This window comes from Rugamonas aquatica, assembly GCF_009380215.1.
Taxonomy (GTDB): Bacteria; Pseudomonadota; Gammaproteobacteria; order Burkholderiales; family Burkholderiaceae_D; genus Rugamonas; species Rugamonas aquatica_B.
On record NZ_WHUG01000013.1, the window covers coordinates 64,577 to 87,565 of the forward strand.

Consider the following 22,989-nt stretch of genomic DNA (forward strand, 5'->3'; position numbering starts at 1 on the left):
AAGACGCTACTGCGCATTCAGGTGCCGCCACCCCAGTCCGAGCGCCGTGCGCGGACGAAAACCCTTCCACAGGCCCGGATCGGGCTTGATGGTGCCGTCCGCGCCCAGCGGCGGCAAGTCCAGATACGGCTGGAACGGCTGCTGCTTGAGGTGGATGCCCAGGAAGGCCGTCACGAAGTGCTGGTTGATGTTGTTGATGCGGCGGCTGTCCCACACCGGCTCGGCATAGGACTGGAAGTCGTCGAAGTTGGCCAGCATGGCCGGCGACGGCGGATTCGGCGCGGAGTTGTGGCGGCCGCCGATGTAGGTCAACAAATAACGGTCGGCGTGGATGGCGCCCTGGAACAGGCGCAGCACGCCGTCCTGGTAACCGGCCACGTCATCCTGGTCGCCGCTGACGAACAGCGTCGGCGTGCGCACGCCGGCCAGGCCGGCCGGCTCCCACACCTGGTGCGCGCCGCCCCACGGAGCAAACGCCACCACCGCCTTGATGCGCGGATCGCGCCGCGCCTCGTATTGCGCATTGCCCTGCTGGTTGACGGCCAGCTTGCCGCCGGGGACATAAGCGACCGCCACCGGGCCGACGCCGGCGCCGACGGTGTTGAGCACGCCGTAGCCACCCATCGAATAGCCGACCAGTGCGGTGTTGTCCGCATCGACCAGGCCGGACAGGAAATGGCCGCTGCCCGGCCTGGCCCAGGCGGCCACGGTTTGCAGCACGAACAGATCGTCCTGCGCGCGGTTGAGCAGCGTGCTGGCGAAGCCGGCCTTGTCTGCGCGGGTCGATTCGGGATGGTCGATGGCCACCACGATATAGCCTTTGGAGGCGAGGTTTTCGGTCAGGTAGCTCATCTGCAGACGCGAGCCGGGATAGCCGTGCGAGACGATCACCAGCGGGTAGCCGCCGGCCGGCGCGGTGGCGGCCGGGGCCAGCGGCGCGGCATCGCGGGCGGCGCGACCGTTGAACTCGAACGGGGTGTTGGGGCGGGCTGGATCGCCGGGACCGGAGCCGAGCACATCGGTATAAACCGTATATTCTTTTTGGCCGGGCTGGAGCTTGGCCGGGTACCAGACTTCCAGCGTCAGCTTGCGGCTGTAGCGCGGGTTGGGCGTGGCGTCGCTGTAGCGCAGGATGTCGAGCTGATCGGCGTGCTCGGCCACCAGCGTGCGCACGCCGACCGGCGACGGACCACGCGCCGCCAGCTCCGGCGCGTCGGGCCGCGCATCGCCGTAGTATTCCTGAGCGTTTAAAGGCGCGGCGATCAAGGCCGCCGCCAGCACCATCCATCCGCAAACATCCTTCATGCCAACTCCCATCAAGCGAAACCGCCAACTATCCCACGGCGCTGTGACAGCTTGATGAAATCCGCTTGATTTAGCCGAAGCCGCAGCCAACTGGACGGACTAATCTGGCTGAAGCCATCAGAGGTTCAATCATGTCTCCAACCATCTATCTCGATACCTCCGTCATTTTTCATCTGACCGACCCACCGAGCCCCAATCCCATTACGCGCGCGTGCCAGCAGTTGACGCAGCTGTGGTGGCACACCCGCTGCGTTCCAAACAAGACCTTCATTTCCGAATATGTCTTGGATGACATCAAGAAACGCGATCCGCTCAGAGCGATGCGATGCATGCGGGCCATTCAGCATCTGGCGAAGTGCCCAACGAACTCGCATGTCGCACATACTGGTGAACTTTTAATATTGGGAGGTGGTCTAAAAGCAGGAGCCCTCGGGGCCGGTCGACATATAGCATGCGCAGCAATAAGTCATTGCGAGATCCTCCTGACATGGGACTGTAAAAACATCGCAAATGCAAAAAATATGCCGTTAATTCGGCTGCTGATGTACAGCGATAAATTCGCGTTGCCGGAGTTGGTTACACCATTTGAAATCATGGAGAACTGCTATGAAAATTTATGACGTAGAGATCCCTGCCGATCTGGAAATTCCCGAGCTGGATGACAAGACCAGGGCTGAGCTTGAAGCCACGCTGGCCGAAATCAGACGATACAGGAGGGAAGAGGAACAGCGACTGGCGGCATCCCCTTTAAGAGACTGGCAACCAGCAGTCGTGCGATTCAAGGAATGCCCACCGCCCTCACCACCGTCCATCGATGTGGAAGCGCTGAGGAGAATGCCACCCAAACTACGCGCCATCTTCGTCTTCGCCCATCGTGACGACGTCACATACTGAGCATTAGTGCTTGTGGCCGCAGCCGGTATGGTTCTTCGAACCCGGCCCGGTCAGCGTGACGCCGGTTTCGCGGCCGCTGTCGCCTTCGAAGCCGGATGCATGCAGGCGGTCCATGTAGTTGGCCCACAAGGCGTCTTTTTCATTGCCCAGCTTGTACAGGTAATCCCAGGTGTACAAGCCCGTGTTGTGGCCGTCGGTGAAGGTCGGCTGCACCGCGTAGTTGCCTACCGGGTCCACCGCCGCGATGCCCACTTCGCGCTTGCCCACCTGTAGCACCTCCTGCCCTTCGCCATGTCCCTTCACCTCGGCCGACGGCGAATACACGCGCAGCAGCTCGAACGGAATCGAGAACGAAGCGCCGTCGTCAAATTCGATGTCCAGCACTTTGGACTTGTTGTGGACGGTCAGGCCAGTAGGTTGCTTGCTCATTGCTTATGCTTTCAAACGTTCGATAATCGCCGCGTGCAGGGCCGGCAGCAGCGCGCGGCGCGCAGCCAGCACTTCCGGCGCTGACGCCCGCTGTGCGACAGCCCAGGTCGGATTCGGGAAATGCGCATCATCCACATAACGTGGAATCACATGCCAGTGCACATGCGGCGTCATATTACCAAAGCTGGCCAGGTTGATCTTTTCCGGTGCCATCACTGCGCGCTGAGCGGACTCGACCGCCCACACCACCTCCATCACGCGGCCGCGTTCGGCCGGCGACAGATCGGTCATTTCCTTGACGTGGGCATTCCACACCACGCGCGTAAAGCCCGGGTACTCAGCCTCGTCCACGGCGACCACCGACAAGCGGTCATCGCCCCAGATCAGCGCCGCACCCGGCGCTGCCAGCAGCTTGCACAGATCGCAGGCCATTACACCAGCACCCGCTCGATGCCGCCGTCGTTGGCGCGCTTGACGTAGTCGGCCATCCAGTTCTCGCCCAGCAGGTGCTTGGCGATCTCGACCACGATGTAGTCGGCCGTCGTGCCCGCATCCTCGCCGTAGCGCGACACGCCGCCCAGGCAGGCCGGGCAGCTGGTCAGAATCTTGACTTCGCCTTCAAATCCATCAGCGCGCAGCTTGTCCGCGCCCTTGATGACTTCCTCTTCCTTGCGGAAGCGCACCTGCGTCGAGATGTCGGGACGCGCGATCATCAGCGTGCCCGAATCGCCGCAGCAGCGGTCGTTCTTCTCGATCTTAACGTTGTCGTGCGTCTGGATCAGCGTGTTGACGGTCTTGGTCGCTTCCTGCAGCTTCATCGGCGTGTGGCAAGGCTCGTGGTACATATAGCGCGTGCCGGTCACGCCTTCCAGCCGGACCTGCTTTTCCATCAGATACTCATGGATGTCCATGATGCGGCAGCCCGGGAAGATCTTGTCGAACTCGTAGGTCGCCAACTGGTCGTAGCAGGTGCCGCACGAGACCAGCACGGTCTTGATGTCCAGATAGTTGAGCGTGTTCGCCATGCGGTGGAACAGCACGCGGTTATCGGTCATCATCTTCTCGGCCTTGTCGTACTCGCCGGCGCCGCGCTGCGGATAGCCGCAGCACAGATAGCCCGGCGGCAGCACGGTCTGCACGCCCACTTCCCACAGCATGGCCTGGGTCGCCAGGCCCACTTGCGAGAACAGGCGCTCCGAACCGCAGCCAGGGAAGTAGAACACCGCTTCCGTATCGGCATTGGTGGCCTTGGGATTGCGGATGATAGGGATGACCTTGTCATCTTCGATATCCAGCAAGGCGCGCGCGGTTTTCTTCGGCAGGCCGCCCGGCATTTTCTTGTTGATGAAGTGAATCACCTGCTCGCGCACCTTCGGCTTGCCCACCGTCGGCGGCGGCGCCTTGGTCTGCTTCTTGGCGAATTTCTTCAGCAAATCGTTGCCCAGGCGCTGAGCCTTGTAACCGATGCCCACCATCGCCGCGCGGGTGGCGTTGATGGTGGCCGGATCGGTGGCGTTGAGGAAGAACATCGCCGCCGACTTGCCGGGATTGAAGCTCTTCTTGTCCATCTTGCGCAGCAGGTTGCGCATGTTCATCGACACGTCGCCGAAGTCGATGTTGACCGGACAGGGCGTGACGCATTTATGGCAGACCGTGCAGTGGTCGGCCACGTCCTCGAATTCTTCCCAGTGCTTGATCGAGATGCCGCGACGGGTCTGCTCTTCGTACAGGAAGGCTTCGATCAGCGACGAGGTCGCCAGGATCTTGTCGCGCGGCGAGTACAGCAGGTTGGCGCGCGGCACGTGGGTCGAGCACACCGGTTTGCACTTGCCGCAACGCAGGCAGTCCTTGACGCTGTTGGCGATCTCGCCGATATCGCTTTGCTGCATAATCAGCGATTCGTGGCCCATCAGGCCGAACGACGGCGTGTAAGCGTTGGACAGATCGGCTTCCATGCCGGCCAGGTTCAGCAGCTTGCCCTTGTTGAAGCGGCCTTCCGGATCGACGCGCAGCTTGTAGTCGCGGAACGGTCCGATTTCTTCTTCGGTCAGGAACTCCAGCTTGGTGATGCCGATGCCGTGCTCGCCCGAGATCACGCCATTGAGCGAACGGGCCAGGGTCATGATGCGCGCCACGGCCTGGTGCGCCAGTTGCAGCATCTCGTAGTGATCCGAGTTGACCGGCAAGTTGGTATGCACATTGCCGTCGCCGGCGTGCATGTGCAGCGCCACGAACACACGGCCGCGCAGCACGCGCTTGTGGATGGCGGTCGCTTCGTCGAGGATCAGCTTGTAGGCCGCGCCGTTGAATATCTGGCGCAGCTGGGCGCGGATTTCCTGCTTCCACGTGACGCGGATGGTGCGGTCCTGCACCACATCGAACAAGGTCGCGTTCGGTTGAGTCTTCAGGCGTTCTTCGAACACCGGCAGCAGACGCTCCAGGCCCAGCTCGGCCAGTTGCGCGGTGACGGCGGTCAGCGGCTTGTCCAGCTCGGCCAGCAGGAAGGTCCAGCGCGCGTGCACTTGCGTCAGCAGCGCTTGCGCCTGCTGCTCGCGGTCGCCCAGCATTTCCGCATCGCCGACGGCGTCGTCGGCGTCGTCGCTCTTGCCGATCGGCAGATTGCCGGCGGCGAAGAACTGCTGCAGCTCCTCAGCCAGCTGCAGCTTGTTCTTGATCGACAGTTCGATGTTGATGCGCTCGATGCCGTCGGTGTACTCGCCCATGCGGTTCAGCGGGATCACCACGTCTTCGTTGATCTTGAAGGCGTTGGTGTGCTTGGCGATGGCGGCGGTGCGGGCGCGGTCCAACCAGAATTTCTTTCGCGCTTCCGGGCTGACGGCGACAAAGCCTTCGCCCACGCGGGTATTGGCAATACGCACCACTTCCGACGCGGCCAGCGCGACCGCGTTTTCATCGTCGCCGACGATGTCGCCGAACAGCGCCATCTTCGGCAGCACGCCGCGTTTCGACTTGGTGGCGTAGCCGACCGCGCGCAGATAGCGCTCGTCCAGGTGCTCCAGACCGGCCAGGCGCAGCGTGCTGAACTGCTCGCCGGTGGCCGGCAGGCCGTCCAGGTAATCCTTGATTTCAACGATCGACGGTATCGCGTCGCGCGCCTGGCCGAAGAATTCCAGGCAGACGGTGCGGGCGAACTTCGGCATCTTGTGCAGAATCCAGCGGGCCGAGGTGATCAGGCCGTCGCAGCCTTCCTTCTGGATGCCCGGCAGGCCGGCCAGGAATTTGTCGGTCACGTCCTTGCCCAGGCCTTCCTTGCGGAACTTGCGGCCTTCGATTTCCAGCAGCTCGGTCTTGAACGGCTCGCCTTTCGACTCGCCGCGCGCGGTTGGATGGGTCCACTCCAGCTTGAAGCGGGCCAGCGGCGTATCGTGGATCTTCGACAGATTGTGGTCGAGACGGGTGACTTCCAGCCAGTCGCCGTTCGGATCGACCATGCGCCACGAAGCCAGGTTGTCCAGCGCCGTGCCCCACAGCACGGCCTTCTTGCCGCCCGCGTTCATGGCGATATTGCCGCCGATGCAGGAAGCGTGGGCCGAGGTCGGATCGACCGCGAACACGAAGCCGGCTTTCTCGGCCGCTTCGGACACCTTGTTGGTGATGACGCCGGCGCCGGTGTAGATGGTCGCGTAGTCGCGGTCCAGGCCGGGCAGCACCTTCATTTCCACCGCGCCCATGTTGAGCAGCTTCTCGGTGTTGATGACGGCCGACATCGGCGTCAGCGGAATCGCGCCGCCGGTGTAGCCGGTGCCGCCGCCGCGCGGGATGATGGTCAATCCCAGTTCGATACAGCCCTTGACCAGGCCGGCCATTTCCTCCTCGGTGTCCGGGGTCAGCACCACGAACGGATATTCGACGCGCCAGTCGGTGGCATCGGTCACATGCGAGATGCGCTTCATGCCATCGAAGCAGATGTTGTGCTTGTCGGTGTAGCGGCCCAGCACCTTGTTGGTGCGCTTGCGCAGGTCGTAGACTTGCTTGAATTCTTCGCCGAAGTCAGCCACCGCCTTGCCGGCCGCGCGCAGCAGCTTGGCGACGTTGGTGCTGCGTGCGCGCGCCGCTTCGTCGCCGGTGTCGTCGACGGTCAGGCGGCGCTTGTCCACTTCGGCCAGGCGATGATGCAGCGCATCGATCAATTCCTGGCGGCGTTTCGGGTTGTCCAGCATGTCGTCCTGCAGGTACGGATTGCGGCGGACTGCCCAGATATCGCCCAGCACTTCGTACAGCATGCGGGCCGAACGGCCGGTCTGGCGGGCGCCGCGCAGCGCATCGAGCAAGCTCCACGATTCCTCGCCCAGCAGCCGGATGACGATCTCGCGATCGGAAAACGACGTGTAGTTATAAGGAATTTCGCGCAGGCGGACAGCCTCCGGACCGTGGGGCGTTTCCGCCAGCAGAGCTTGAATTTGAGCAGGGGCATTCATGTGAAATGGACTTGTAGACTGAACCCGGGAGGGCCATTCTAGCGTATTGCGGCGCACCACGCCGGAACAGCCTTAGGCGGCCGAGGGGCTATCCGGGATGCAACAACCCGCCAAAAATTTGCAAAATACCGCTTTTCTTGGCAATAACGGATAAATACCCGCTATAAAACTGAACGAAATTTATGTGCGACTGCAAATGGCAATATGATAAATTGCGCCAAATTAGCTCAGCAATTGCCCGAGCCGGTGCCACGCGCCGTCCGGCACGTACAACAACAGCGAGGTCATGGTCAGGTAGCGCAGCAGTTTGCCGACCGCCATGTAGGCGATGCTGGGCCAGAAAGGCAGCTTGAGCCAGCCGCCCAGGGTGCACAGCGGATCGCCGATGCCGGGCAGCCAGGCCAGCAGCATGGTCTTGGCGCCGTAGCGCTCCAGCCAGTGGAACCAGCGGCTTTTGCGCTCCCTGGCGAAGGATTGCTTGGCCTGGTAGCCCATCCAGTAATCGACCGCGCCGCCCAGCGTGTTGCCGACGGTGGCGACGGCGATGACGCTCCAGAACAGGGCGGGATTGGCCTTGATGACGGCGAACACCGCCGGTTCCGAGCCCAGCGGCAGCAGCGTGGCGGAGATGATGCTGATGATGAAGACCGAGGTCAGGCCCACTTCCGGCGCGGCCAAAATGTGCAGCAGCCAGGTGATTGCAGAGTCGATCATCGGTTTCTTTGAGCGGGAGGAAAGGTGTCCATTATAATGAGTCGCACACCGCATGATTGAACAGTCCGGCCACGCACCCATCCGCGCGCGGCCCGCGCCCCTGCTCCACCCGGTAACAAGCCGGATAGTTAGCACTGAAAAGCAAAGTACCCCTGGGGTCAAGTCTGACATTCGGACACGGGCTGGTCCGTAGGCCTTGCTACGGACCAGCCCGTGTCCGAATGTCAGACTTGACCCCAGGTTGAGCCCCGGAATTACTATGTTTGCAAACCATGACTATCGACTATCTGAAGAAAATCCTGACCGCGCGCGTCTACGACGTCGCCACTGAAACCCCGCTGGAACTGGCGCCGACCCTGTCGCAGCGCTATGAGAACCGCATTTATTTCAAGCGCGAGGACATGCAGAGCGTGTTCAGCTTTAAGATTCGTGGCGCGTACAACAAGATGGCCCACCTGAGCGAATCGCAGCGCAAGCGCGGCGTGATCTGCGCCTCGGCCGGCAACCACGCGCAAGGCGTGGCGCTGTCCGCTGCCCGCATGGGCTGCCGCGCGGTCATCGTGATGCCGACCACCACGCCGCAAGTGAAGGTCGAGGCGGTCAAGGCGCGCGGCGGCGCCGATGTCGAAGTGGTGCTGCACGGCGAATCCTATACCGATGCCTACAACCACGCGCTGCTGCTGGAGCAGGAACAGAAGCTGACCTTCGTCCACCCTTTCGACGATCCCGACGTGATCGCCGGCCAGGGCACGATCGGCATGGAAATCCTGCGCCAGCATTCCGGCCCCATCCACGCCATCTTCGTGCCGATCGGCGGCGGCGGCCTGATCTCGGGCATCGCCGCGTATGTGAAACAGATCCGTCCGGACATCAAGATCATCGGCGTGCAAAGCCTGGACTCCGACGCGATGGCGCGCAGCGTCAAGGCCGGCGAGCGCGTCACGCTGTCGGACGTGGGCCTGTTCGCCGACGGCACGGCGGTGCGCCTGGCCGGCGAGGAAACCTTCCGCCTGGTGCAGCAGTACGTGGACGACATCATCCTGGTCGATACCGACGCCATCAGCGCGGCCATCAAGGATGTGTTCAGCGACACCCGTTCCATCCTGGAGCCGTCCGGCGCGCTGGCCATCGCCGGCGCCAAGGCCTATGTCGAGCGCGCGGCGCTGACCAAGGATCCGATCAAGAATGAAACGCTGATCACCGTCGCCAGCGGCGCCAATATGAACTTCGACCGTCTGCGCTTTGTTGCCGAGCGCGCCGAGCTGGGCGAAGCGCGCGAGGCGGTGTTCGCCGTCACGCTGCCGGAGCAGCGCGGCAGCTTCAAGCGCTTCTGTGCGCTGGTCGGCCCGCGCAACGTCACCGAGTTCAACTACCGCATCAGCGACAAGGACGAGGCCCATGTGTTCTGCGGCGTGCAGATCGCCGACCGCAGCGAATCGAGCGTGCTGGCCCGCACCTTCGAGCAGCACGATTTCAAGACGCTGGACCTGACCCACGACGAGCTGGCCAAGGCCCACATCCGCCATCTGGTGGGCGGCAAGAGCGCGCTGGCCAAGGACGAGTTGCTGTATCGTTTTGAATTCCCCGAACGGCCGGGCGCGCTGATGCGCTTCCTCAATTCGATGGCGCCGAACTGGAATATCTCGCTGTGCCACTACCGCAGCCAGGGCGGCGACGTCGGCCGTATCCTGATCGGCCTGCAGGTGCCGTCCGGCGAGATGGACCAGTTCGCGCAATTCCTGACCACCCTCGGCTACCGCTACTGGGATGAAAGCGCCAACCCGGTGTACAAGCTGTTCCTGGGCTAACCGCAGCACGACGGCATGGTTTGCGCTACCATGCCGTCCTTCACTGAAACACCTGGACTACCATGACCAACACCGTCGACTTGTCCCCGCTGGGGAAAACCTCCGCCTACCGCACCGATTACGCGCCGGAGCTGCTGTTCCCGATTCCACGCCAGGGCAAGCGCGATGAAATCGGCCTGGGCAGCGGCAGCACCCTGCCCTTCTTCGGTGTCGATATCTGGAACGCCTACGAAATCTCGTGGCTCAACGCGCGCGGCAAGCCGCAGGTGGCGATAGCCCGCATCACCGTGCCGGCCGATTCGCCCAACATCATCGAATCGAAATCGTTCAAGCTCTACCTGAACTCGTTCAACCAGACCCGGCTCGACAGCGTGGTCGCGCTGAAGAACCTGCTGCAACAGGATTTGTCGAACGGCTTCGGCGCCACCGTGCACATCTCGCTGACCCAGCCGGAAGAATTCGGCATGGTGGAAATGGGCGAGCTGGACGGCCTGCTGCTGGACCGCCTGGACATCGAGGTCGACCACTACAGCCCGGCGCCGGAACTGCTGAAGGCGGCGCTGGACGAGGAACCGGTCGAGGAAAAACTGGTGTCGCACCTGCTCAAATCGAACTGCCTGGTGACGGGCCAGCCGGACTGGGCCAGCGTGCAAATCCATTACGCCGGCCCGCAGATCGACCAGGAAAGCCTGCTGCGCTACCTGATCGGTTTCCGCGAGCACAATGAGTTCCACGAGCAGTGCGTGGAGCGCATCTTCACCGACATCCTGCGCCAGTGCCAGCCTCAACAATTAGCCGTGTACGCCCGCTACACCCGCCGCGGCGGCCTCGACATCAACCCCTGGCGCAGCAACTTCAGCACCGCCAAGCGGCCGCCGAATCTGCGTGGCGCACGTCAATAAATCTGGTGCTTTTTCCAATCAAATCAGAAAAATCAGGCGTATGATGTGCAGATGACGCGCGGTTGTCCGCAACAGCGCGTCATACGGCCACAGCGGCCCGAAAACGCGCAAAAATCGGAAATTCGCCCCAGACCCTGGCGAAAAACCGGCGTTTTCCGAGATTTCTACTCAGAAATAGCGATTCCTTTCTTTGGTGCACATACCGCCCAGCCCGCGCGTCGGCTGGCCGACATAAACGCAACGGTAGGCGCGAGCGATTTACTGTTACATGGCGCAGAAACAAGCCTATAATTCTGCTCGCATGCCACCTTTGTGCGTTGCAACATTTTATGTCGCGTTATGAATAACCTTAGCAAAATACTCTCTCTTGAAAACGTGCAGCTGGATCTGGAAGTGTCCAGCAAGAAGCGCGCTTTCGAGCAAGCCGGCCTGATTTTCGAAAACAACTGCGGCATCGCCCGCTCCACCGTCTCGGACAATCTGTTCGCGCGCGAGCGCCTCGGTTCGACCGGTCTGGGCCACGGCGTCGCCGTGCCGCACGGCCGCATCAAGGGCATGAAGAGCCTGAAATCGCCGCTGGCGGCGTTTGTCCGCCTGGCCGAACCGATTCCGTTCGAATCGCCGGACGGCAAGCCGGTCAACCTGCTGTTCTTCCTGCTGATTCCGGACCACGTCACCCAGCAGCACCTGGAGATCCTGTCCGAGATCGCCGAGATGTTCTCCGACGACGCCTTCCGCACCGCGCTGAGCACGGACGCGGACCCGAAATCGGTGCACTCGCGCATCGTCAACTGGATGCCCAGCCTGCAGGCCGCAGGTTGAGATAGCCGGGGTCGTCAAACTATAGGTTAAACTAAGGTTTAGTTCATCCTCTTGCAAAGACGACCCATGCTGCAAACTCCGCTGACGATACAAAGGCTCTACGACGACAATCGCGAAAGTTTGCAGCTAGGCTGGTTCGCCGGCTTCCCCGGCGGCGAGCGCCTGATCTCCGGCGACGTCGCCTCGGCCGCCGACCAGGTCGGCCACCTGAACACCATCCACCCGGGCCGCATCCAGGTCTTCGGTCACCAGGAAATCAACTACTACCAGCGCTTGAAATCGCTGACGCGCGCCCATGTCATCGGCGAGCTGATCGCTGGCGGCCCGCCGGCGCTGATCATCGCGCAGGGCCTGGAAACGCCGCCCGACATCCTCGCCATCTGCGACGAGAAAAACATTCCGCTGTTCTCCACGCCGCTGCCGGCCGCGCAGGTGATCGACTTCTTGCGCGTCTACCTGTCGAAGAAGCTGGCGCAGCGCATCATCATGCACGGCGTGTTCATGGACGTGCTGGGCGTGGGTGTGCTGATTACCGGCGATTCCGGCCTGGGCAAGAGCGAGCTGGGCCTGGAACTGATTTCGCGTTCGCACGGCCTGGTGGCCGATGATGCGGTGGAGTTCTCGCGCATCGCGCCGAATATGATCGAAGGCCGCTGCCCGGCGCTGCTGCAGAATCTGCTGGAAGTGCGCGGGCTGGGCCTGCTGGACATCAAGGCCATCTTCGGCGAGACCGCCGTGCGCCGCAAGATGCGCTTGAAACTGATCGTGCACCTGGTGCGGCGCGGCGCCGCCGACGAGGAAGTGGAACGCTTGCCGTTCCAGTTCCCGACCGAGGATGTGCTGGGCCTGCCGATCCGCAAGGTGGTGATCCCGGTGGCGGCCGGCCGCAACATCGCGGTGCTGCTGGAGGCCGCCGTACGCAACACCATCCTGCAACTGCGCGGCATCGATACGCTGCAAGAGTTTATGGAACGCCAGCGACAGGCGATGAGCGGCGACTGAGCCGCCCCCGTCGTCGCTCCCGCGCAGGCGGGAGCCCATGCTGAATAAGCCATTACGCTCAGCATGGGTTCCCGCTTGCGCGGGAACGACGGTTTCTAGGCTGGCTTGGCCCACACGCTGTCCGCCGGCCCGTGCCGGGCGCGGCGCGCAGTTAAGCGCGCCGCATACGCAAACAGCAGCGCAAACACCAGCGCCGTCACATCGACGCCGATGGCGGCCATGCTGCCATGCGCCCACCATCCCAGCGACGGCAGCAGTAACGCCATCAACGAGGTCAACGGAATCGCCAACGCGCCCAGCGCGCACAAGGCCAACAGGTGCACCGCCGCGCGCGATGCGCCGCGCCAGAACGCCCACGCCAGCGCCGCCAGGAACACGCAGTAATACACCGTCAGATAAGCCGAGTTGATATTCTCCGCCGACGCGAACAACCATTTGCCGGCGACGATGGCGAAGCTGACACCGGCCATCGATCCCAGACACACGCCCACGGTCGCCGCCGCCATTACCCGCGTGGTGACCAACTGCCGCGGCACGGGACCGTTGCGCAACTGGTTCTTGCGCCGCTTCTCCACCCACAGCAGATTGCCCGAGTAGAACAGGAAGGCGCCGCTGGCGCCGAACAGGAAATACACCCAGCGCATCAAGCTGCCGCCGTAGCTGCCGAAGTGCAGCGCGAACATCGGCGCCACCACATCGCTCCACGTATCGCCCTTGCTCGGCAACATGCTGGTGTCGACCACCTTGGCGGTGTAGGGATGGATCATCACATAGCCGGTCTCGGCGCCCTGCACCAGATAGCGCGGGCTGGCCACCGCCGCCCGTATCATCGGGCGCGGCGTTTCCAGGCCCATGTACATCAGCTCCGTCACCTCGAAGCCGGGCGCCTCGCGCTGCACGGCGGCCACCAGCACGCTGGCCGGCTGCAAATCGCCGATGTGATGCGGCGCGGCGTCGGCCGCGCGCGGCGCGAACATCGGCTGCTCGCCGTAGATGACCTTGGAAAGACCGCCGTAAAGCTGGTCGTGAAAGGCGAACACGATCACCGTCACGCTGATGACGATGTGGTACGGCAGGCTGGCGATGCCGACGATGTTGTGCGCATCCAGCCAGAAGCGCTTGCGGTTCTTGCCCGGCCGCAGCGCGAAGAAATCCTTCACCAGCGTCGGCAGCAGCAGGATCACGCCCGAGACCAGCGCCAGGAAATACATGATGCCGGCGACGCCCATCAGATAAGCGCCGATGTACTCGTCGCCCAGCCGTCCCGGTATGCCGCCGGTCCTGTGCAGCATGTCGATCATCTCCGCCAGCAGCGACGGCACGTCCTCCTGCACCAGCAGTTTGCCGGACGAGTCCAGCGCCGCATGCCAGCGGGTGGCCGAGACATCGATGCTGCGCTCGCCCTCGCCTTCGCTCCAGCTGACCGGCGCGGCGATGTTTTCATGCCGCTGCAAATGCAGCGTGAACTCTTGCCGCGCCGCCGGCTTTTGCGACAGCAGCTCGCGCACCAGTTCATCGGTCTGCGCCGCAGGCATGGCCGGCAGCGCGTGCGCCGGCGCGCTGATCCATCGGTCCAGCGGCTGCTTGAACATGGTCAGCGCACCGCCGAAGAAACCGATGAACAACAGCATGCCCGCGCAGATGCCGACCCAGGTGTGCAGCGACTGGTAGACGCGCAAGATGTCGCTACGGATTTTCATATCAAGCCTCGCGCATGAAACAGCGCGGCATACGCCGCCACGTTGGCGGCCGACAACCACAGCACCGCGCGCAAGCCGGTGCGGAACAAATAGACGAAGGCAAACACCGGCATCCAGAACACGGCGATGCTCCACATCACGGCCTGCGTCTTGTTCGGCGCGGCGATGCCGCCGGGGCCGTACCACGCCAGCAGGCCGGCCAGCGCGAACGCCAGCGAGAAGCCGAGCACGGCGCCGGCAAAGGTCTTGCTCCACCAATCGGGGGCGATCTTGTTATGCATCGCGGCGCTTCAACAGAGAAAGGAAAGGCAGCGTGCTGAAGGCCAGCATCTGCACCATCAGCCACGCGCACACGGCGGTCAGCGGGCTGTAGTAGCGCAAGCCGCAGGCCAGCGCCAGCATCAGCAAGCCGGCGCCGGACGCCCTCGCCGGCCAGGCCGGCAGGGGCGCGCGCAGCCAGCCCTGGTGGCGGTGGCTCAGGTACAGCAGCACGCACGCCGCCAGCGTCAACAACAACGCCACCAGGGGGATCAGCATCGCTTAGAACGCATAGGCTGCGCTGACGTAGTAGTTGCGGCCCAGCTCGAACGTCTGGAAGCTTTGGCTCTTCTTCTCCAGATTCACGTCGGTCAGGTTCTTCACGCCGAAACGCAGCGTGATATTGCGGCTGGCCTTGGCCGATGCCGACACGTCGACGCGGGTGTAGGCCGGCAGCATGGCGTCGTCATAGGATTGCTCGCCGGTGTAGTGCGCCGCCAGCGCGCCTTGCAGCCACGCGGTCGCGGTCCAATTCAGGCTGACGCTGGCCATCTGACGCGGACGGTTATCCAGCTTGGCTTCCTTGCCGGATTGATCGGTGTAGTTCGCGTTCAGGTGGGTGTAGTTGCCGCTGATCGACAGCGCCGGGGTGATGACGGCGTCGGCCTGCAACTCGATGCCGCTGGTCTTGGCCTTGGCGACGTTGAGCCACTTGCGCGACGGCGGATTGTTGCTGTAGATCGAGTCGATCATTTCCTTCACATCGTTCTTGAAGGCCGCCGCGCTGGCGTTCAAACCCTTGCGGTGGAACTCGACGCCGAACTCGTAGTTGATGCTGGTTTCAGGCTTCAGGTCGGGATTGCCGTTCAGGTAGCAACCGCCGCCGCAGCTGACGATGCTGTAGTCCTTGACCAGCTGATAGGCCTCCGGCGCCTTGAAGGCCTTGTTGACGCCGCCCTTGACGGTCCACTCCGGCGTCGCCTGGTAGACCAGGTAGGACTTCGGCGTGAAGTGGTTGCCGAAGTCGGTGTGGTCTTCGCGGCCGGCCAGGGTCAGGCTCAGCTGCTTGGTCAGCGCGATCTCATCTTCCACGAAGACCGCCGAACGGTCGGTGGTCGACTGGCCGGTGGTCAGGTAGGACAGCGGATCCTTGACGACCTGGCGGCGCAGATCGACGCCGGCGGTCAGCGAGTGATTGCCGAACTCGGTGCTGCCGTAGACCTTGGCCGAAGTGTTCTTCTCCCGCAGCACGCGCTGCTGCGGCTTGTTGTAGCGGCTGTTGAAGTCGTCGATGCGGGTCTCTTCCTGGCTCAGGAAGGCGGTGGTGCTGCCCCAGCCCCACAGCGCCTTGTGCGTCACGCCGAAGGTGCTGCGCTTGATGGTCTGCGCGCGGAAGTCCTTGGCGGTGTAGTTCCATTGCGGGTTGTAGCTGTAGTAGAACATGCCCAGCGGACGCTCATCCTTGTTGTAGCCGAAGTCGAAGTCCAGGCTCTGGGTTTCCGACAGCTTCCAGGTCAGCGTGGACACCAGGTTTTGCGCGCGCTTCTCTTCCAGGCGCGGCGGACGGGTCGGGTCGGAAGCGCTGGTGCTGTACCAGGGCTTGCGGTCGTAGTCTTCGCCGGAAATCGACAGGCTGACGGCGTCGTTGAAGGCGCCCGCCACCGACGCGCCGAGGCGGTACTGGTCGCCCTGGTCGCCGCTGGCGATGGTGCGGTATTCGCCGGTGACGGCGCCGCTCCAGTCCCTGGTCGGGGTCTTGGTGATGATGTTGATGACGCCGCCGATGGCGTCCGAGCCATACAGCGCCGCCATCGGGCCGCGCACGATTTCCACGCGCTTGATGCTGTTGAGCGGAATCGAGCTGAAGTCGAAATCGCCGCCGCGCCACAGCGCGCCGGTGGAGGACAGGCGGCGGCCGTTGACCAGCATCAGCGTGTATTTGCCGGGCAGGCCGCGGATCTGGATTTCGTCGCGGCCGGTGCCGTCGCTCTGGTTGTTCACGCCGACGGTTTCGCGCAGCAGGTCGGCCAGGCTGTTGACCGGCGACTTGGCGATATCTTCCGCCGTCAGCACGGTGGTAAAGGCCGGGGCCGACGCCAGATTATGTTCGCGCAGGGTGGCGCTGACCACCACCGTCCCCGCATCCTGCGCATCCACAGCGGCGGCGGCCATTGCCGGACCAAAACCACATGCGCCGGCGATCGCGGCGACCATCGTTTTTTTTGTAAAAGACATTCCCATCCCTGCGTTCTGAAAAAAAATGAACGCAAATGATAATTATTTCTATTTAGATTGGCAAGGTGTTCGGTATCTTTTTCGCATTATTGCCGAAACAAAAGATGGTCATTATCGGCAAGGTTGGCCGGGCTGCGGTATCATCGGGACTTATGCGCATCGTACTCATTACCGGTATTTCCGGCTCCGGCAAATCCGTCGCCCTGAACGTCCTGGAGGACACGGGGCACTATTGCGTCGACAATCTGCCGCCCGCGCTGCTCGCCAGCCTGGTGGACACCCTGGTGGCGGAAGGGCTGGAAGCGCTGGCCGTGGCGGTCGATGCGCGCAGCGCCGCATCGCTGGCGACGCTGCCGGCCGATGTCGAGCGCCTGCGCAAGCAGGGTCACGATGTCAAAGTGATGTTCTTGACCTCGAACACGCATTCGCTGGTGGCGCGTTTTTCGGAAACGCGGCGCAGCCATCCGCTGTCGCACGAATTGCGGCCGGGGCAGAACCCGGCGGCGCGGCGCACCCTGATCGAATGCATCTCGGAAGAGCGCGAGCGGCTGTCGCCGATCGAGCAGCTGGGCCACGTGATCGACACCTCGGAGCTGAGCGCCAACAAGCTGCGCGCGTGGGTCAAGGATCTGGTGGCGATCGAGCGCGCGCCGCTGATCCTGTTCTTCGAATCGTTCGCCTTCAAGCTGGGCGTGCCGCTGGACGCGGACTTCGTGTTCGACGTGCGGGCGCTGCCGAATCCCTACTACGATCTGACCTTGCGCCCGCTGACCGGCCGCGACGGCCCGGTGATCGATTTCCTCAACGCCCAGCCGAGCGCGCTGGACCTGATGAACGACATCCGCGTCTTCATCGAAAAATGGCTGCCGTCCTTCAAGACCGACAACCGCAGCTACCTGACGGTGGCGGTCGGCTGCACCGGCGGCCAGCACCGCTCGGTCTACATGGCCGAACAACTGGCGGCCTACTTCCAGAAATCCGAACGCGTCATCCTGCGCCACCGCGAGCAGGCCTAAGCAAGCTTACCCGCGCCGATCGCGCAGCAGGATGCGCGTGCACTCAGTCCAGGTGGCGCAGCGGGTGGGCGTAGTCCGGCCACACCGGCTGGAAGAAGCGCTGCACCATCGCCTCGTCGACCGCGTCCAGCGATGACGGTTTCCATTGCGGCGCATTGTCCTTGTCGATGACCAGCGCGCGCACGCCTTCGATCACTTCGCCATCCTCGAAATTGTGGCGCACCAGCGTACGTTCCAGGCGCAGGCACGCCGCCACATCCAGCGCGGCGCCGCGCCGGACCAGCTCGTGCGTGACGCACATCATCAGCGGCGAACGGGTCGCCATCACTTGCAGCGTCTTTTGCGCGAAGGCGCTGTCGTCCGTTTTCAGCGTATCAACAATGGCGGCCACCGAGGCGGCGCCGAAGTGGCGGTCGATGGCGCTGCGCTCGGCCGCCAGCCGGCTCTCGCCCACGGCAGCGCGGAACGGCGCCGCGAAGGCCGCGATGGCGTCCTTCAACGCCGCGCCTGGCGTCGATTCCAGCAGCGCCGACAAGGCCGCCATCTCGGCGGCCGGCACGTAATGGTCGGCCAGGCCGGCGTACAGCGCATCGGCCGCGCCGATGGTGACGCCGGTAACGCCCAGATAACTGCCCAAGCGCCCCGGCGCGCGCGACAGGAAATAGCTGCCGCCCACATCCGGGAACAGGCCGATATTCACTTCCGGCATGGCCATCTTGGTCCGCTCGGTGACGATGCGTACGCGGCAGTCAGGGCCGCCCTGCGCCACGCCCATGCCGCCGCCCATGACCACGCCGTCCATCAGCGCGATATACGGCTTCGGATAAAAATGGATCAGATGGTTGAGCGCATATTCCTCGGTGAAGAAATCCTCGACCAGCGCGCTGCCGCCCTGCGGCGTGGCGCGGCCGTTGTCGTAGAAGAAGCGGATGTCACCGCCGGCGCAGAAGGCCTTCTCGCTGCTGCTGCGGATGACGACGGCGGCCACGCCGCTGTCGTCGCGCCACGCCATCAGCGCCGCCGTGATATCGCGCACCATCGCCAGCGACAGGGAGTTCAAGGCCTTGGGCCGGTCCAGTGTGATGAAGCCGGTTCCGTTGCTGACGCTGGTGTGGACGTATTCGCTCATGAGGTGCTTGGGGTCGTGGAAAAAACCCTATTCTACTGCGACTTGCGCGGCGCCAGATGCTCAAGCGGATTGGGCAGATTCAGGTCGCCGCCCAGCCGCGGCTGGAAGTTGGCCTTGGCCGGCATCAGCTCCGCCCTGCCCTCGTGCCGGGCATAAATAATGGCGAACGACATTTCGCTGGCGTTGGCCCGCTCCTGCGCGAAGCCGGTGGCCTTCTCCATCGCCGACGGATCTTGCGCGGCGGCGATGGTGAAGCGCATCAGCTGCTCCAGCTTGGGCGAACGGATGTCCAGGATGGATGCGCTCATCACCAGCGGCACGGCGGCGAACACGTGGTAGTGCAGCGCCTTGGCCCCGCGCTCCATTTCCGGTGGCAGCGAACCGTCGGCCGCCACCTGCCCCATCGCATGCTCGAACACCTTGCGGCCCCAGTCCAGATAACGCTCGTCGCCGGTCACGCCGCCCACCGCCGTCACCGCCAGTCCCTCCCAGTAGTAGTGGTTGTTGCGCGTGCCCTTGTGCGCGTCGGAATGCGCCATGGTGGCGTCGGCCAGCGTCTTGAACCAGGCTTCGATGGCTTGCTGCTGCGCCGCGCTGGCGGCCGGCTTGACGCGCGCGTAGCTCAGCGCCATGCCGCCCAGCGTCCACTTGCGCACATACCAGGCTTGCTCGCTGGAGAGCTTGCCGGTCAGCGCACGCCGCCCGGCCCAGCTGCCCAGCCACTCCAGCGCGCAAACGGCGTCGCCCTGGCTGGCGCTCTTGGCGACCTGGGCCAGGAAATCGTCGATGGGCTTGGTGTTGGCGATATTGCGCGCCCGCAGCACCGGGTCGATGACGGAATGATGGGCATCCGTGTAGTAGCCGTTGGCGTCGATGTCCATCATCGCCGGCGGCGGCGCGCTGCACGCCATGGCGGCCGGCACGGCCAGCGCCAGCAGTAATCCGGTAAACAGTTTAGTTCGTTTCATGCCGCTCCCGTCCGAGAATAATTTAAACCAGGTAAAACGTTTACTTTAAACCAGATGGGCGCAAAAAAGGGCGCCTCTGCGCCCTTAGTTGGTGGTGCCGGGGCCGTTGTTATAGGGCGGCGGCAGCGGGTTCGTAGCTATCCGGGAGATGCTTGATCGCATCGTGGCCGTGCTCTTGGACCTTGGCTTTGTACTTCATGACCTGCCGATCCAGCTTGTCGATCAAGGTATCGATGGCGGCGTACAGGTCTTGCGACAGGCTTTCCACGTAGACGGTTTTGCCCGACAGACGCAGGTTGATTTCAGCCTTCTGGCGTTTCTCTTTCTCTTTAAGGTTATCTACAGTCAGGATGACAGCAATATCAATCACTTGATCAAAGTGGCGGGTGACGCGCTCAAGCTTGTTCTGCACATATTCACGGATGGCCGAGGTCACTTCGAGATGATGTCCACTGATGGTGAGATTCATACACACTCCTAGAGATAATGTCGCTTCTTACGGTTAGTGCGTAGCCCATTACTGCCGGGCGCGCAGGAACCAAAATAACTACAAAGACTTGCGGAGACTGACTGGCGGGATTTTCAACGCTTCGCGATATTTGGCAACAGTTCGTCGCGCAATCACCATGCCTTGTTCTCCCAGCATGTCCGCAATCTTACTGTCGGATAAAGGATTTTTCGGGTCTTCTGCTCCTGTCAATTGCACGATGAGTGCACGTATCGCCGTCGAACTTGCTTCCCCCCCCGCTTCGGTGGCGACATGGCTACCAAAGAAATATTTCAACTCAAACATGCCATGCGGGGTCAGCATATATTTTTGAGTTGTTACACGAGAAATAGTGCTCTCGTGTAGTCCCAGTGTATCAGCAATTTCGCGAAGCACAAGGGGGCGCATGGCGACCGCGCCGTGCGAGAAAAAGTTCTTTTGTCTTTCTACTATCGCCTGGGCGACGCGCAGGATCGTGTCGAAACGCTGGCGCATATTTTTGATCAGCCACTTGGCTTCCTGCAGCTGCGCACCCATCGCGCCCTCGCCTTTTCCCTGCTTGAGCAGGTTGGCGTACATGGCGTTGACACGCAGGCGCGGCATGACGTCGTTGTTCAGGCTGACCTGCCAGCCGGTGCGCGATTTCTTGACGATCACGTCCGGCACCACGTAGTCGGACACGTCCGAAGCGAAGGCCGAACCGGGATGCGGATTGCACTGGCGGATGACGGTTTGCGCCTCGCGCAAATCCTCGTCGTCGCACAGCAGCGCCTTTTTCAGTTTGTTGAAATCGCGTTGCGCAAACCAGGTCAGATGGTTTTCCACGATGGCCAGCGCCATGCGCCGCGTGACCATCGGGATGCCCGGCAGGCGCTTGATCTGCAACGCCAGGCACTCGGACGCATTGCGCGCGCCCACGCCCATCGGATCGAAGCTTTGCAGCAGCGACAGCGCGGTGCGCAGCTCGTCCAGGTCGAGCTCCAGCTCTTCCGGCAAGCGCGCCAGGATTTCTTCCAGCGGTTCTTCGAGGTAGCCGTTTTCGTCCAGCGCATCGATGATCAGTTCGACCAGCGCGCGGTCGCGCATCTCCAGCACCGTCACGCGCATCTGCTCCATCAGGTGCTCGCGCAGCGTGCAGTGGCTGGCTTCCAGTTGCGGACGCGAGTCCTCGTCGTCGGGCGCCTTGCTGCGGCCGGCGTCGCTCCAGTCGACATCGGCGTCGCTGCTGGTGCTCTCGGTATCGGCGGCCGGGCCGTCGTAGTTGTCGGCGTCGGCTGCCGGTGCCTCTTGCGCGTTGGGCGGGCCTTCCGGCGGTGCGTCGCCGACCGGGGCTTGCTGGCTGATGGCGCCGTCCGACAGCAGCCGCAGCGAGCGGTCCAGCGGGTCGTCGAGGCGCTCCAGCAGCGGATTATCGGTCAGCAGCTGTTCCAGTTCCTGGTGCAGCTCCAGCGTCGACAGTTGCAGCAGCCGTATCGACTGCTGCAATTGCGGTGTCAGCGCGAGGTGCTGCGACGTGCGCAGTTGCAAAGACTGTTTCATGGGTTTTACATGCGGAAGTGTTCACCCAGATACACGCGACGCACCGATTCGTTGGCGATGATGTCGTCTGGCCGGCCTGAAGCCAATACCGTGCCCTGGTTGATGATATATGCACGGTCGCAGATGCCCAGCGTCTCGCGCACATTGTGATCGGTAATGAGGACGCCGATGCCGCGTTCCTTGAGGAAGCGCACGATGCGCTGGATCTCAATCACGGCAATCGGGTCGACCCCGGCGAATGGTTCGTCGAGCAGCACGAAGCGCGGGTTGGTCGCCAGCGCGCGCGCGATTTCCACGCGGCGGCGTTCGCCGCCCGACAGCGACAGCGCCTGGTTTTCGCGCAGCTTTTCGATCTGCAAATCGGCCAGCAGGGTATTGAGCCGTTCATCAATGGCAGCCTTGGATAAAGGCTTGCCGTCCACTTTCTGAATTTCGAGGACGGCGCGGATATTTTCTTCCACCGTCAGCTTGCGGAACACCGACGCTTCCTGCGGCAGGTAGGACAAGCCGAGCGAGGCGCGGCGGTGGATGGGCAGCGAGGAGATATCGGTGCCGCTGATATCGATGCTGCCGGCGTCCGACGGCACCAGGCCGACGATCATGTAGAACGAGGTGGTCTTGCCGGCGCCGTTGGGGCCGAGCAGGCCCACCACTTCGCCGCATTCCACTTGCAGGGACACGTCATGCACGACCTGGCGCTTGCCGTAAGTCTTTTGCAGGCCGCGCACGATCAGGGTGCTACCGCAGGATGCTTCCATGCTTACTTCTCCGTGGCCGGTGGCGTCGGGGCCGCAGGCGCGGCCGGACGGATGGTCGGCTGGATCACCATGGTGCCGCGGCCGGCGCCCGGCTTGCTCTCGCCGGTGACGCTGTTCTTCACCGCGAACTGTTCCTTGCGGCTGTCGTAGGAAATGAATTCGCCGTCGACTTCATCGCTGAGGCGGCCGCCTTCGAGGCGACGGATCTTGGCCTTCGAGAACAGTTTGACCAGGTCGGTCTTGTTGCTGTACTCGATGCGTTCGGCTTCGCCTTCGACCCACTGGTCGCCGGCGCCGTCGCGCTTCTGGCGGAAGGTGGCGGGCGTGCCGGCCGTGCTGGTCAGCACGACGAAGTCATAGCCTTCCGGGTCGGTGGTCATCACCGCTTTCGGCGACTTCATCAGCAAGGTGCCGCGCGTCAGCACCACATTGCCGATCAGCGTCTTGATCTGCTTGACGTCGTCGATCTGCAGCTCGTCGTAGTTGATCGTGGTCGGTTTGTTGGCATCGGCTTTTTCAGCCTGCGCGGCGGTCACCGCCAGCAGCAGCATCGTGGCCGAGAGTATCAATTTCTTCATCGTCAT

Annotated in this window: 22 protein-coding genes; 7 read left to right on the top strand and 15 right to left on the bottom strand. The window is 62.9% G+C overall.

Features of this window, described 5'->3' with window-relative positions:
• Positions 1-6: 6 nt before the first annotated feature.
• Positions 7-1,305 carry an alpha/beta hydrolase family protein gene (locus tag GEV02_RS25130; RefSeq protein ID WP_152840671.1) on the bottom strand — a complete coding sequence of 433 codons (1,299 nt, stop codon included), beginning with the start codon at positions 1,303-1,305 and terminating at the stop codon, positions 7-9.
• Between the two features lie 131 nt (positions 1,306-1,436).
• Between GEV02_RS25130 and GEV02_RS25135 the strand changes: the two genes are divergently transcribed.
• Positions 1,437-1,925, top strand: coding sequence for a PIN domain-containing protein (locus GEV02_RS25135; RefSeq protein ID WP_152840672.1), 489 nt, complete (start codon positions 1,437-1,439; stop codon positions 1,923-1,925).
• Positions 1,912-2,199 (top strand): hypothetical protein, encoded by a 288-nt coding sequence (locus GEV02_RS25140; protein WP_152840673.1) that lies wholly within the window; start codon positions 1,912-1,914, stop codon positions 2,197-2,199. Before GEV02_RS25135 ends, GEV02_RS25140 begins: the two co-directional genes overlap by 14 nt.
• A gap of 3 nt (positions 2,200-2,202) precedes the next feature.
• Here GEV02_RS25140 and GEV02_RS25145 read toward each other — a convergent pair whose 3' ends face one another.
• The 4 genes from GEV02_RS25145 to GEV02_RS25160 all read right to left on the bottom strand — a co-directional run bounded on the left by GEV02_RS25145 (position 2,203) and on the right by GEV02_RS25160 (position 7,781).
• A complete protein-coding gene (locus tag GEV02_RS25145) occupies positions 2,203-2,628 on the bottom strand; it encodes a gamma-butyrobetaine hydroxylase-like domain-containing protein (protein ID WP_070360626.1) in 426 nt (141 codons plus the stop codon).
• A gap of 3 nt (positions 2,629-2,631) precedes the next feature.
• Positions 2,632-3,060: an HIT family protein gene (locus GEV02_RS25150; RefSeq protein WP_152840674.1), complete on the bottom strand. Its 429-nt coding sequence runs from the start codon at positions 3,058-3,060 to the stop codon at positions 2,632-2,634.
• Entirely contained in the window at positions 3,060-7,067 is a 4,008-nt protein-coding gene (locus GEV02_RS25155) for a DUF3683 domain-containing protein (protein WP_152840675.1), read from the bottom strand. The genes GEV02_RS25150 and GEV02_RS25155 overlap by 1 nt, the downstream gene beginning before the upstream one ends.
• Positions 7,068-7,289: 222 nt before the next feature.
• Positions 7,290-7,781 (bottom strand): YqaA family protein, encoded by a 492-nt coding sequence (locus tag GEV02_RS25160; RefSeq protein WP_152840676.1) that lies wholly within the window; start codon positions 7,779-7,781, stop codon positions 7,290-7,292.
• Positions 7,782-8,053: 272 nt separating this feature from the next.
• On the opposite strand from GEV02_RS25160, the gene ilvA reads away from it, so the two are divergent.
• The 4 genes from ilvA to hprK all read left to right on the top strand — a co-directional run bounded on the left by ilvA (position 8,054) and on the right by hprK (position 12,315).
• Positions 8,054-9,589 (top strand): threonine ammonia-lyase, biosynthetic, encoded by a 1,536-nt coding sequence (gene ilvA / locus GEV02_RS25165; RefSeq protein WP_152840677.1) that lies wholly within the window; start codon positions 8,054-8,056, stop codon positions 9,587-9,589.
• 62 nt (positions 9,590-9,651) lie between these two features.
• On the top strand, positions 9,652-10,491 hold the full coding sequence (gene queF, locus GEV02_RS25170) for an NADPH-dependent 7-cyano-7-deazaguanine reductase QueF (protein ID WP_152840678.1): 840 nt from the start codon (positions 9,652-9,654) through the stop codon (positions 10,489-10,491).
• Positions 10,492-10,830: 339 nt separating this feature from the next.
• Complete coding sequence (locus tag GEV02_RS25175) at positions 10,831-11,313, top strand: PTS sugar transporter subunit IIA (RefSeq protein ID WP_070271991.1); 483 nt, start codon at positions 10,831-10,833, stop codon at positions 11,311-11,313.
• Positions 11,314-11,379: 66 nt separating this feature from the next.
• Complete coding sequence (gene hprK, locus GEV02_RS25180; protein WP_008444515.1) at positions 11,380-12,315, top strand: HPr(Ser) kinase/phosphatase; 936 nt, start codon at positions 11,380-11,382, stop codon at positions 12,313-12,315.
• Positions 12,316-12,410: 95 nt separating this feature from the next.
• Here the strand turns inward: hprK and GEV02_RS25185 are convergent, their stop codons facing one another.
• From GEV02_RS25185 to GEV02_RS25200, 4 genes are read right to left on the bottom strand one after another with little or no spacing between them, the layout of a single operon-like run.
• Positions 12,411-14,015 carry a PepSY-associated TM helix domain-containing protein gene (locus tag GEV02_RS25185; RefSeq protein WP_152840679.1) on the bottom strand — a complete coding sequence of 535 codons (1,605 nt, stop codon included), beginning with the start codon at positions 14,013-14,015 and terminating at the stop codon, positions 12,411-12,413.
• The gene (locus GEV02_RS25190; RefSeq protein ID WP_152840680.1) at positions 14,012-14,296 is read right to left on the bottom strand and encodes a hypothetical protein; all 285 of its coding nucleotides are present in this window, start codon (positions 14,294-14,296) and stop codon (positions 14,012-14,014) included. The genes GEV02_RS25185 and GEV02_RS25190 overlap by 4 nt, the downstream gene beginning before the upstream one ends.
• Positions 14,289-14,552 (bottom strand): hypothetical protein, encoded by a 264-nt coding sequence (locus GEV02_RS25195; RefSeq protein ID WP_152840681.1) that lies wholly within the window; start codon positions 14,550-14,552, stop codon positions 14,289-14,291. The genes GEV02_RS25190 and GEV02_RS25195 overlap by 8 nt, the downstream gene beginning before the upstream one ends.
• A gap of 3 nt (positions 14,553-14,555) precedes the next feature.
• Positions 14,556-16,508, bottom strand: a complete 1,953-nt coding sequence (locus GEV02_RS25200) for a TonB-dependent receptor domain-containing protein (protein ID WP_174999330.1) — start codon at positions 16,506-16,508, stop codon at positions 14,556-14,558.
• A gap of 152 nt (positions 16,509-16,660) precedes the next feature.
• Between GEV02_RS25200 and rapZ the strand changes: the two genes are divergently transcribed.
• On the top strand, positions 16,661-17,524 hold the full coding sequence (gene rapZ, locus GEV02_RS25205; protein WP_152840683.1) for an RNase adapter RapZ: 864 nt from the start codon (positions 16,661-16,663) through the stop codon (positions 17,522-17,524).
• Positions 17,525-17,567: 43 nt separating this feature from the next.
• On the opposite strand, the gene GEV02_RS25210 is transcribed toward rapZ, so the two are convergent.
• The 6 genes from GEV02_RS25210 to lptA form a co-directional block, all read right to left on the bottom strand.
• Complete coding sequence (locus GEV02_RS25210) at positions 17,568-18,653, bottom strand: enoyl-CoA hydratase/isomerase family protein (RefSeq protein ID WP_152840684.1); 1,086 nt, start codon at positions 18,651-18,653, stop codon at positions 17,568-17,570.
• A gap of 32 nt (positions 18,654-18,685) precedes the next feature.
• Positions 18,686-19,621: an alginate lyase family protein gene (locus GEV02_RS25215; RefSeq protein WP_152840685.1), complete on the bottom strand. Its 936-nt coding sequence runs from the start codon at positions 19,619-19,621 to the stop codon at positions 18,686-18,688.
• A 109-nt stretch (positions 19,622-19,730) separates the two neighbouring features.
• Positions 19,731-20,090: a ribosome hibernation-promoting factor, HPF/YfiA family gene (gene hpf / locus GEV02_RS25220; RefSeq protein ID WP_070271983.1), complete on the bottom strand. Its 360-nt coding sequence runs from the start codon at positions 20,088-20,090 to the stop codon at positions 19,731-19,733.
• Positions 20,091-20,168: 78 nt separating this feature from the next.
• Positions 20,169-21,647: an RNA polymerase factor sigma-54 gene (locus GEV02_RS25225; protein ID WP_152809524.1), complete on the bottom strand. Its 1,479-nt coding sequence runs from the start codon at positions 21,645-21,647 to the stop codon at positions 20,169-20,171.
• 5 nt (positions 21,648-21,652) lie between these two features.
• Positions 21,653-22,405 (bottom strand): LPS export ABC transporter ATP-binding protein, encoded by a 753-nt coding sequence (gene lptB / locus GEV02_RS25230; RefSeq protein WP_008444484.1) that lies wholly within the window; start codon positions 22,403-22,405, stop codon positions 21,653-21,655.
• 2 nt (positions 22,406-22,407) lie between these two features.
• Positions 22,408-22,983, bottom strand: coding sequence for a lipopolysaccharide transport periplasmic protein LptA (lptA, locus tag GEV02_RS25235; RefSeq protein WP_152840686.1), 576 nt, complete (start codon positions 22,981-22,983; stop codon positions 22,408-22,410).
• Positions 22,984-22,989 lie beyond the last annotated feature (6 nt).

Coding starts and splice junctions, on each gene's coding strand:
- GEV02_RS25130 (WP_152840671.1), bottom strand. CDS start 1,305: ATGAAGGATGTTTGCGGATGGATGGTGCTGGCGGCGGCCTTGATCGCC.
- GEV02_RS25135 (WP_152840672.1), top strand. CDS start 1,437: ATGTCTCCAACCATCTATCTCGATACCTCCGTCATTTTTCATCTGACC.
- GEV02_RS25140 (WP_152840673.1), top strand. CDS start 1,912: ATGAAAATTTATGACGTAGAGATCCCTGCCGATCTGGAAATTCCCGAG.
- GEV02_RS25145 (WP_070360626.1), bottom strand. CDS start 2,628: ATGAGCAAGCAACCTACTGGCCTGACCGTCCACAACAAGTCCAAAGTG.
- GEV02_RS25150 (WP_152840674.1), bottom strand. CDS start 3,060: ATGGCCTGCGATCTGTGCAAGCTGCTGGCAGCGCCGGGTGCGGCGCTG.
- GEV02_RS25155 (WP_152840675.1), bottom strand. CDS start 7,067: ATGAATGCCCCTGCTCAAATTCAAGCTCTGCTGGCGGAAACGCCCCAC.
- GEV02_RS25160 (WP_152840676.1), bottom strand. CDS start 7,781: ATGATCGACTCTGCAATCACCTGGCTGCTGCACATTTTGGCCGCGCCG.
- ilvA (WP_152840677.1), top strand. CDS start 8,054: ATGACTATCGACTATCTGAAGAAAATCCTGACCGCGCGCGTCTACGAC.
- queF (WP_152840678.1), top strand. CDS start 9,652: ATGACCAACACCGTCGACTTGTCCCCGCTGGGGAAAACCTCCGCCTAC.
- GEV02_RS25175 (WP_070271991.1), top strand. CDS start 10,831: ATGAATAACCTTAGCAAAATACTCTCTCTTGAAAACGTGCAGCTGGAT.
- hprK (WP_008444515.1), top strand. CDS start 11,380: ATGCTGCAAACTCCGCTGACGATACAAAGGCTCTACGACGACAATCGC.
- GEV02_RS25185 (WP_152840679.1), bottom strand. CDS start 14,015: ATGAAAATCCGTAGCGACATCTTGCGCGTCTACCAGTCGCTGCACACC.
- GEV02_RS25190 (WP_152840680.1), bottom strand. CDS start 14,296: ATGCATAACAAGATCGCCCCCGATTGGTGGAGCAAGACCTTTGCCGGC.
- GEV02_RS25195 (WP_152840681.1), bottom strand. CDS start 14,552: ATGCTGATCCCCCTGGTGGCGTTGTTGTTGACGCTGGCGGCGTGCGTG.
- GEV02_RS25200 (WP_174999330.1), bottom strand. CDS start 16,508: ATGTCTTTTACAAAAAAAACGATGGTCGCCGCGATCGCCGGCGCATGT.
- rapZ (WP_152840683.1), top strand. CDS start 16,661: ATGCGCATCGTACTCATTACCGGTATTTCCGGCTCCGGCAAATCCGTC.
- GEV02_RS25210 (WP_152840684.1), bottom strand. CDS start 18,653: ATGAGCGAATACGTCCACACCAGCGTCAGCAACGGAACCGGCTTCATC.
- GEV02_RS25215 (WP_152840685.1), bottom strand. CDS start 19,621: ATGAAACGAACTAAACTGTTTACCGGATTACTGCTGGCGCTGGCCGTG.
- hpf (WP_070271983.1), bottom strand. CDS start 20,090: ATGAATCTCACCATCAGTGGACATCATCTCGAAGTGACCTCGGCCATC.
- GEV02_RS25225 (WP_152809524.1), bottom strand. CDS start 21,647: ATGAAACAGTCTTTGCAACTGCGCACGTCGCAGCACCTCGCGCTGACA.
- lptB (WP_008444484.1), bottom strand. CDS start 22,405: ATGGAAGCATCCTGCGGTAGCACCCTGATCGTGCGCGGCCTGCAAAAG.
- lptA (WP_152840686.1), bottom strand. CDS start 22,983: ATGAAGAAATTGATACTCTCGGCCACGATGCTGCTGCTGGCGGTGACC.